This window comes from Actinokineospora sp. NBRC 105648 (genome assembly GCF_030269645.1).
Classification (GTDB): domain Bacteria; phylum Actinomycetota; class Actinomycetes; order Mycobacteriales; family Pseudonocardiaceae; genus Actinokineospora.
The window spans coordinates 41,310-49,688 of the sequence record NZ_BSTR01000031.1; the positions used below are offsets into that span (position 1 = coordinate 41,310).

Sequence of the window (8,379 nt, forward strand, 5' to 3'; positions counted from 1 at the left end):
TGGTCGATCGGATCGTCGCCGATAAGCTGTCGCGGGTTTCCTGCGAGCGCGGAGGCGACGTGGACTTCGATGCGGTGTCAGAGCTAGCGCTGCGCTTCCGCGCGGAACTGGCCACCAGGAAACAGGAGATCGACCCGGACTTCCCCTGGTACCCGTACGACACGATGAGCAACATCGTGCACCTGCGCGGCCTGCTCACCGGCGACAACCGCGACATCTTCGGCGCGGTCAAGGGCAAGCACATCGCCGACATCGGCTGCGCCGACGGCGACTTCGGGTTCTTCTTGGAGCAGGAGCTCGGCTGCACGGTCGACCTCGTCGACTACGCCCCGACCAACTACAACGGCCTGCGCGCGGCCGACCGCATCCGCAAGTCCCTCGACTCGGGCGCCCGCGTGGTCGACGTGGACCTCGACTCGCAGTTCACCCTGCCCGCCGACCGCTACGACGTGGTCTTCTTCATGGGTCTGCTCTACCACCTGAAGAACCCCTACTACGCCTTGGAACACCTGGCCAAGCGCGCCGAGTACTGCTTCCTGTCGACCCGCATCGCCGAACTCTCCCCGGACCACGCGACCACGTTGCGAGACCTGCCGCTGGCCTACCTGGTGGGCCCGGACGAGACGAACGGCGACGCGACCAACTTCTGGATCTTCTCCGACCAGGGCCTGCGCCGACTCTTGTCGCGCACCGGTTGGGACATCGTGGACTACACGACAGTCGGCCGGACCTCGGGCTCAGACCCGAGCACCCCGGACCGAGACGAACGCGCCTTCTGCCTGCTCCGCAGTCGCCACTGAGCACTACTGCCCGCCCGGCTCACTGACCGACCCCAGCCCCAACCGCACCTGGACAACTCGCCTGCTGGATTGGGTGGAGTGGCTTTGTCTGGGGGGAGGGGCGATCGTAAACTTGCTGTGGTCGTGGGATGCCCTTCCCCACCCGCTTTTCCCACGACGATCGCCCCTAGGGGCCCCGGGCAAAGCCACTCCACCCAATCCAGCACCCCACCTGAGCAAACCCCGACGCGGCAACCCCGGGCGCAGCCAGCCCCAAAGCAAGCCCAGAGCGAGCCAGATGTGGAACGCACCACGTCCACCAGCACCTCCCCACCGCTGACCTGGCCTTCCCTCCCCACTGCCCCGGCCCCATCCCAGATACCCGCTTCCCAATAGTTCGGTAAGCGACGAACATGCTGGGGTGCGCAACAACCAAGCCGTCACGCTGGCCACGGTCTTGCTCGCCGTCTTGATGTTCCCGATCACGTTGACCGGGGCGGCCATCGCGCTGCCCGACATCCGGGAGGCGCTGCACGGCGACCTCGCCTCGGTGCAGTGGGTGGTCAACGCCTACAACACGACCTTCGCGGGCTTCATGCTCGCCGCCGGTGGGTTGGCCGACATCCTCGGCAGGCGGCGGGTGTTCGCCTTCGGGACCGGCATCTTCGCCGCCGGTGGTCTGCTCAGTGCGGTCGCCCCGAACCTGCTCGTGCTCGACGTGCTGCGCGGCCTGTCCGGGATCGGCGCGTCGGCGGCGGCGACCAGTGCGGTGGCGATCCTGGCGAGTGCGTTCGACGGACCGAAGCGGGCCAGGGCGTTCAGCCTGTTCGGCACGGTGATCGGGTTCGGCCTGGCGTTCGGGCCGTCGGTTGCGAGTGTGCTGATGGGCGCGCTGGGGTGGCAGGCGGTGTTCTGGCTGCCCGCGGCCGTCGGCGTGGCCGCGCTCGCGCTGGTGCCGGTGCTGCCGGAGTCGCGCAACCCGGACGCGCTCGGGGTGGACTGGCCGGGCACGGCCACCTTCACCGCGGGCCTGCTGCTGGTGATCACCGGGTTCATCGAGGGCCCCGCGCTCGGCTGGGCGAGCCCGCTGGTGCTCGTGGCGTTCGCGGGCGGCGTGGCGCTGCTGGTCGCCTTCGTGGTGATCGAGCGCCGGGTGGCGAACCCGATGTTCCACTTCGACCTGCTGCGCACGCCCCGCTTCCTCGCGGCCGCGCTCGCCGCCGCGGCGTTCGTCGCGGTGCTGGTGCCGTTGATCGTCTACCTGCCGTCGTACCTGACCGCGGTGATGGGCCAGAGCGCGCAGCAGGCGGGCGCGACGCTGATCCTGCTGACCGCGCCCATCCTCGTGCTGCCGCTGCTCGCGGGCATCCTGGTCCGGCGGGTCGCGGAGAACTCGGTGCTGCTGGTCGCGCTCGTCCTGGTCGGCGCGGGCACGCTCTGGCTCACCACGATCGGCCCGGACAGCACCGCCCTGTCCCTGGCCGCACCGCTGCTCACGCTCGGCGCGGGCATCGGCCTGTCCACCGGCCTGGTCGACAACATGGCGCTGGCCAGCGCGGGCCCGAGCCGGGCCGGTACCGCCTCCGGCATGTTCGGCACGTCCCGGCTCGCCTTCGAGACGATCGGCATCGCGGTGATCGGCTCGATCCTGGCCACCGGCACCGGCGGCACGCTGGCCGGGCCCGGCTACACCGACTCGCTGCACCTGTCGCTGTGGCTGATGGGCGCGATGATCGCCGGTGTCGTGGTCCTGTTCACCGTGCTCACCCGCCGTGCCGCACGCACCTCGCCCGCGCCGGCGGAGGTGCCCGCCTGAGTTATCCACAGGTCTTGTCCACAGTGTGCACAAGTGTTCGAACGCATCCGCCGGATTCGGCTATCTTGCCTGCGTGTTCACCATCCGGCCGCAGCTCACCGGCACCGCGCGCGCCCTGTGGTCATGTGTATCCGGGGCGCTCGGCGGCTTCCTGAGCCGGGTCGCGCGGACGGTCAGCCGGGTCCTGCCATGTCGGCGAGCTTGGTCACGGTGTTCCAGTTCCGAGCCGTCACCACGACCTTCCACTTCCGCTCGACGTACGGCCCCATCAGCGGCGCCTCGGAGATCCCGTCCGGGCACCACTGGTAGATCACCCGGTCGCCCAGCCGGATCCGCTCCGGGTCGAGTGCCACCGGGTCGTGCTCGGCCCGCACCGCGGCGGCAGGCAGCTCGGACAGGAACGCGGCCACCATCCTCGACCCGTTGTCGGCCACCTCGGCGAACGGGTGAGCCGCGATCACCGCCCGCAGCTCGTCGCCGGTGCGAATTAGGCAGCGGGTCGTGAGACCCAGCTCGGTCTCCAGCGCCGACTCGACCGCGGCCGCCACGGCCGCGGGCTTCGCGGCGGCGGTGAAGACCGCGTTCCCGCTCTGCAGCAGCGTCCGCACGTCCCCGTACCCGAGGCCGGCGAGGACCGACCGCAGGTCAGCCATGGCGATCTTCGCCCGACCGCCGACGTTCACCCCGCGCAGCAGGGCCACATATGCGCTCACACCCGGATCTTGCCCGCCGCCACCTCGCGCGGATAGTCGGGATAGGAGGCGATGTACGCACCGTCGTCGAGCACGTACAGCGGGTCGGTGACCTCGTCGGAGTAGCCCTGGTCGCGCAGGTCCACCTTGCGCGACTTGAACGTCGAGGTCTGCTCGACCTCGTCGACCACCCGGACGAAGAGCGGCACCGCGTACGGGGGCAGCCGCGCCGCGAGGTGCGCGGCGAGACCCCGCCCGTCGAACCGAGCGCCAGCGCGCAGCTTCACCGCGGCCATGCCCGCCTTGCCGTCGGCGCCCGCGACGGGCACGCCGTAGACCACGGCCTGCTCGACGTCCGGGTGCTCGCCGAGCGCGCCCTCGACCTCGGTGGTGGCCACGTTCTCGCCCTTCCAGCGGAACGTGTCCCCCAGCCGGTCGACGAACGCGACGTGCTTGAACCCCTGGTGGCGCACCAGGTCGCCGGTGTCGAACCAGCAGTCGCCGTCGGTGAAGCCGTCCCGGACCAGCTTGCGCTCGGTGGCCTCGGGGTCGGTGTAGCCGTCGAACGGCGCCCGGTCGGTGACCTTGGTCAGCAGCAGGCCGACCGCGCCCGCGCGGACCTTCCGGAGCCGGTCCCCGGTGCGCTTCGGCCTGCCGGTCTCCGCGTCGTACTCGACGACGGCGAACGGCAGCGGGCAGATGCCCGCGGTGCGGTCGAGGTTCAGCGCGTTGACGAAGGCCAGGTTGCACTCACTGGCGCCGTAGAACTCGGCGATCCGCGGGATGCGGAAGCGGCGGGCGAACTCGTCCCAGATCTCCGGGCGCAGGCCGTTGCCGACCACCACGCGCACCTGGTGCCCGCGCTCCGCCTCGCGGACGGGCTGGTTGAGCAGGTAGCGGCACAGTTCGCCGATGTAGCAGAACGCCGTGGCGCGCTGCCGGACCACCTCGTCCCAGAACCGCGAGGCGGAGAACGAGCGGCCCAGCGCCAGCGTCGCCCCCGCCGAGAGCACGGACGAGAGCGAAACGGTGAGCGCATTGTTGTGGTAGAGCGGCAGGCAGCAGTAGAGCGTGTCCGCACCGCGCAGCCGGACGCCCAAGCCGCCGATGCCGGTCATGCTCTTGAGCCACCGGTAGTGCGACATCGCGCTTGCCTTGGGCAGCCCGGTGGTCCCGGAGGTGAAGATGTAGAAAGCGTTGCTGCCCGCCATGATCCGCTCGGTGCCCGCCGGGTTGTCCTCGGTGGTCGCGGCGTCGCCGAGGGTGTCCAGGTCGAGCGGTTCGCGGACCTCGATACCCGCCAGGGCGTCGCGGCATTCCTTGCCCACCACGAGGACCGTGGCGTCGAGGAGTCGCAGGCTGTGGTCGAGCACGTCGCCGCGCTGGTTGGTGTTGACCATCCCGGCGGCCGCGCCGAGCTTCACCGCGGCCAGCGCGGCGAACAGCGTCTCCGGCCGGTTGCCCGCCAGGATGGCCACCGTGCGACCCGGGTGCACGCCGTGTGCGGCGAGCACCGAGGCGAACTTGTTGACGATTGTGTTCGCCGCGCCGTAGCTGATCTCCCGGTCCTCGAACCGCACGAACGGGCGGTCCGGGTGCCGGGCCGCGGCCCGCTGGAAGATGTGCCCGATCGACTCGCGCATCGCGGGCCGCATGGTGAGCAGCCGAAGGCCGCCGAGCGCCAGCCGCGGTCCCTCGAAGGCGAGCCCGGGCAGCGCCCGAGCCAGGTCCCCCACCCGGACCCGGGTGGCCGCCGACTGCTCCGTCGCATCCATGCACCGGGATGCTACTGGGAAGTAGCTACTCCCGGCAGGCTCAGCGGGCGGCCAGGCCGAACGCCACCCCGGTCAGCTCCTCACTGGTGTCCCAGAGCCGCTTGGCCAGCTCGCGGTCGCGCGCCGCCTCCAGCGGCTCGACCACCCGCGGGTAGCCCTTCTGCTCCTTGCGCCCGTCCGGACCGATGAACTGGCCGCTCTCCACGTCCGGGGACGTCGCGGCGAACAGCTGCGGCAGCGCGCCCATCGACGCCTCCTGCGCCATGAACCGGTTGGACACCTTCATCGCCAGCTTCGCCACCCCGGTCGGGCCGCTGGACTGCAGGTTGGTCGCCGAGTAGCCCGGGTGCGCCAGCAGGCTGGACACCGCGAAACCGTTGGCCCGCAGCCGCCGGTGCAGCTCGAGCCCGAACACCACGTTGGCCAGCTTGGACTGGGAGTAGTAGCCGGCGCGCGAGTACTTGTGCTCGCCGTGCAGGTCGTCGAAGTGGATGCGGCCGCGCTTGTGCAGGAAGGAGCTGACCGTGACCACGCGCGGGTCCGCGCTCTCCTTCAGCACGTCCAGCAACCGCCCGGTCAACGCGAAGTGCCCCAGGTGGTTGACGGCGAACTGCAACTCATACCCCTGCGCACTCTCCGTGCGCGGCGGCATCATCACTCCGGCGTTGTTGATCAGCACGTCGACCTGCTGGATGCCGTTGGCGAACACCTCGACGGTGTCCAGGTCGGCGAGGTCCAACAGCCGGGACTCCACCCGCGCGTCGGGGTGCGCGGCCTGGATCCGCTCGACCGCGGCCCGCCCCTTCTCGGGGTCGCGGGCGGTGAGGATCACCTCGGCGCCGTGCCCGGCGAGCTCGCGGGCCGTCTCGAAGCCGAGGCCGCTGTTGCCGCCGGTCACGATGTAGGTCCGGCCGCCCAGGGCGGGGATGTCAGCGGCGGTCCACCCGGTGGCCGCGGCCCCCGGATCACCGTCAGGTCTGCTCATGGGCCCTAGCCTGCCCTACCGACGTCACCCACACAGGGTGTGGCCACAACGTCTGGATCACACGAGTGCGCCACCCTATGGTCAGCGTTGTGGAGCTCCGTCACCTGGGCGAGTCCGGACTGGTCGTCAGTTCGGTGGGCCTGGGCTGCAACAACCTCGGCAGGCCGGGCACGGCCGCCGAGTCGTTGGCGGGCTCCCGCGCCCTGGTCGAGGCCGCCCTGGAGGCCGGTGTGACCTTCTTCGACGTGGCGGATGTGTACGGGGCACCGCGCGGCCGCAGCGAGGAGCTGCTCGGCCTGGCGCTGGCGGGCAAGCGGGAGAAGGCGGTCATCGCCACCAAGTTCGGCCTCGACATGCAGGGCAGCAACGGCCCCGACTTCGGCGCCCGCGGCTCCCGCCGCTACGTCCGCCGCGCCGCCGAGGCCTCCCTCCGCCGACTCGACACGGACTGGATCGACCTCTACCAGGTGCACCGCCCGGACCCGCGCACCCCGCTCGCGGAAACCCTGTCCGCCCTCGACGACCTGGTCCGCGACGGCCTGGTCCGCTACACCGGCGTCTGCAACCTGGCCGCCTGGCAGATCGCCGACGTCAGCTGGACCGCCCAGACCGAACGGGTCGGCCCGGTCGTGTCCACCCAGAACCACTACTCCCTGCTGGAACGCGAAACCGAACGCGAGGTCGTCCCCGCCTGCCACCGCTTCGCGGTGAGCCTGCTGCCGTACTTCCCGCTGGCCAACGGCCTGCTCACCGGCAAGTACGCCCGCGACACCCCACCCCCGGAGGGCAGCAGGCTGGCGGGCAGGCACCGACTGCTCGCCGACGCCCCGTGGACCCGGATCGAGAAGCTCAGGGCCTTCGCCGACGAACGCGACATCACCATGACCACCCTCGCCATCGGCTGGCTGGCCAGCAGACCGACCGTCGGCTCGGTCATCGCGGGCGCCACCACCGCGGAACAGGTGACCGCCAACGCGAAAGCCCCCACCTGGCGCCCCACCCCCGACGACCTCGCCGCCATCGACGAGATCTGCCCACCCCGCCGCTGACCCACCCCCGGCAGCTGACAAGCCCCCTGAGCCAGCCAGCCTTTCAACACCCTCCATTACTTCTTTGTGGCTCCCGGCTGGGAGTGGTGGTCGCCAGGTCCGCATGACTTGCGCCCCCAGTCGAACCCGTGATCCGGGGGGGTGGTGTCGCCGGGTCTGGTGGCATCGAGGGACCGCCGAATCGGGACACGACCGCCACGATCACGAAGTTCCACGCACCACACACGGGCGACAAACCCACCCTGGACGAACAACCGCTGCGGTCCCAGACACCACCGCCGCAGACACCGGCCCGCCCCGCAAGGCGGACAGCCTGAAAACGGTCCTCCAGCAACACAAACAGGCCGCCGACCAAGTCAAGGGGGACTCGATGCCCACCTACTCGCCGGAGTCCTGACCCCGATGCCCGGCACCGGCGTCAAGCCCGCAGCCCGCATCCTCCACAAGATCAGCGACGCCTCGAACCCCGCCCCCTCCGGACACCGCGCCGCCTACGCGGGCATCGCCCCGGTCAACCGCGCCTCCGGCACCAGCGTCAAGGGCGAGCACCCCGGCCCGGACCCACAGCCGCACACTTACCCGCGCGCTCTCCCCCGCCGCGCCCGCCCCACACCGACCCGGTCAGCCGCGCCCACCACAACTGCAAACGAGCCGAGGGCAAGAACCCAACCCGCCCTCATCCGCCTCGCCCGCCGCCGCGACGTCCCCTACGCCATCCTCCGCACCAACACCCACCACCGACACCCCGAACCAGCACCAGTCCCCACCGCAGCTTGACAACCACATAGGGACACCCCACCCCCCTCAGAACATGCCCCACCCGTCCCAGGGGGCAGGCCCCGCAGCCATTTTACCTGGTGGAGGCGGGGGAACGGCAGGTGTTGATCTTGGCTGTGGACAACTCGGGGTCTCAGACGGGTGAACTTGGATCGAGGTCCGGGTGGCGGTGTCCGATGGGTGCCGTGGTGCGGTGCCGGGCGAGGTGGGCGACCGGCCGCAGGGCGCTCGGGTCGAACCGGGATTGACAGGGTGACCGGGGTGTGGTCAGAAGACACTGCGGCGGATCAGCCGAGCGGATCAGCCGAGCGGATCAGCCGAGCGGATCAGCCGAGCGGATCAGCCGAGCGGATCACCCAAGCGGATCACCCAAGCAGATCACCCAAGCAGATCACCCAAGCAGATCACCCAAGCAGATCACCCAAGCAGATCACCCAAGCAGATCACCCAAGCAGATCACCCAAGCAGATCACCCAAGCAGATCACCCAAGCAGATCACCCAAGGT

Annotated in this window: 7 protein-coding genes; 4 read left to right on the plus strand and 3 right to left on the minus strand. The window is 70.4% G+C overall.

Annotated elements, in window-relative coordinates:
• The first annotated feature begins 59 nt into the window (after positions 1-59).
• Both QSK30_RS24100 and QSK30_RS24105 read left to right on the plus strand, forming a co-directional pair.
• Positions 60-800, plus strand: a complete 741-nt coding sequence (locus QSK30_RS24100; protein ID WP_285506014.1) for a class I SAM-dependent methyltransferase — start codon at positions 60-62, stop codon at positions 798-800.
• Positions 801-1,200: 400 nt separating this feature from the next.
• Positions 1,201-2,595 (plus strand): MFS transporter, encoded by a 1,395-nt coding sequence (locus tag QSK30_RS24105; RefSeq protein ID WP_285506016.1) that lies wholly within the window; start codon positions 1,201-1,203, stop codon positions 2,593-2,595.
• A 173-nt stretch (positions 2,596-2,768) separates the two neighbouring features.
• Here the strand turns inward: QSK30_RS24105 and QSK30_RS24110 are convergent, their stop codons facing one another.
• Genes QSK30_RS24110 through QSK30_RS24120 form a run of 3 tightly spaced genes read right to left on the minus strand, consistent with a single transcriptional unit; the run spans position 2,769 to position 6,047 of the window.
• Positions 2,769-3,308: a DUF1697 domain-containing protein gene (locus QSK30_RS24110; protein ID WP_285506018.1), complete on the minus strand. Its 540-nt coding sequence runs from the start codon at positions 3,306-3,308 to the stop codon at positions 2,769-2,771.
• A complete protein-coding gene (locus QSK30_RS24115; RefSeq protein WP_285506020.1) occupies positions 3,305-5,062 on the minus strand; it encodes a long-chain-acyl-CoA synthetase in 1,758 nt (585 codons plus the stop codon). Before QSK30_RS24115 ends, QSK30_RS24110 begins: the two co-directional genes overlap by 4 nt.
• 40 nt (positions 5,063-5,102) lie before the next feature.
• The gene (locus QSK30_RS24120; RefSeq protein WP_285506022.1) at positions 5,103-6,047 is read right to left on the minus strand and encodes an oxidoreductase; all 945 of its coding nucleotides are present in this window, start codon (positions 6,045-6,047) and stop codon (positions 5,103-5,105) included.
• 89 nt (positions 6,048-6,136) lie between these two features.
• On the opposite strand from QSK30_RS24120, the gene QSK30_RS24125 reads away from it, so the two are divergent.
• Positions 6,137-7,096, plus strand: coding sequence for an aldo/keto reductase (locus tag QSK30_RS24125; protein ID WP_285506024.1), 960 nt, complete (start codon positions 6,137-6,139; stop codon positions 7,094-7,096).
• Between the two features lie 402 nt (positions 7,097-7,498).
• On the plus strand, positions 7,499-7,873 hold the full coding sequence (locus QSK30_RS24130) for a transposase (RefSeq protein ID WP_285506025.1): 375 nt from the start codon (positions 7,499-7,501) through the stop codon (positions 7,871-7,873).
• Positions 7,874-8,379: the final 506 nt, after the last annotated feature.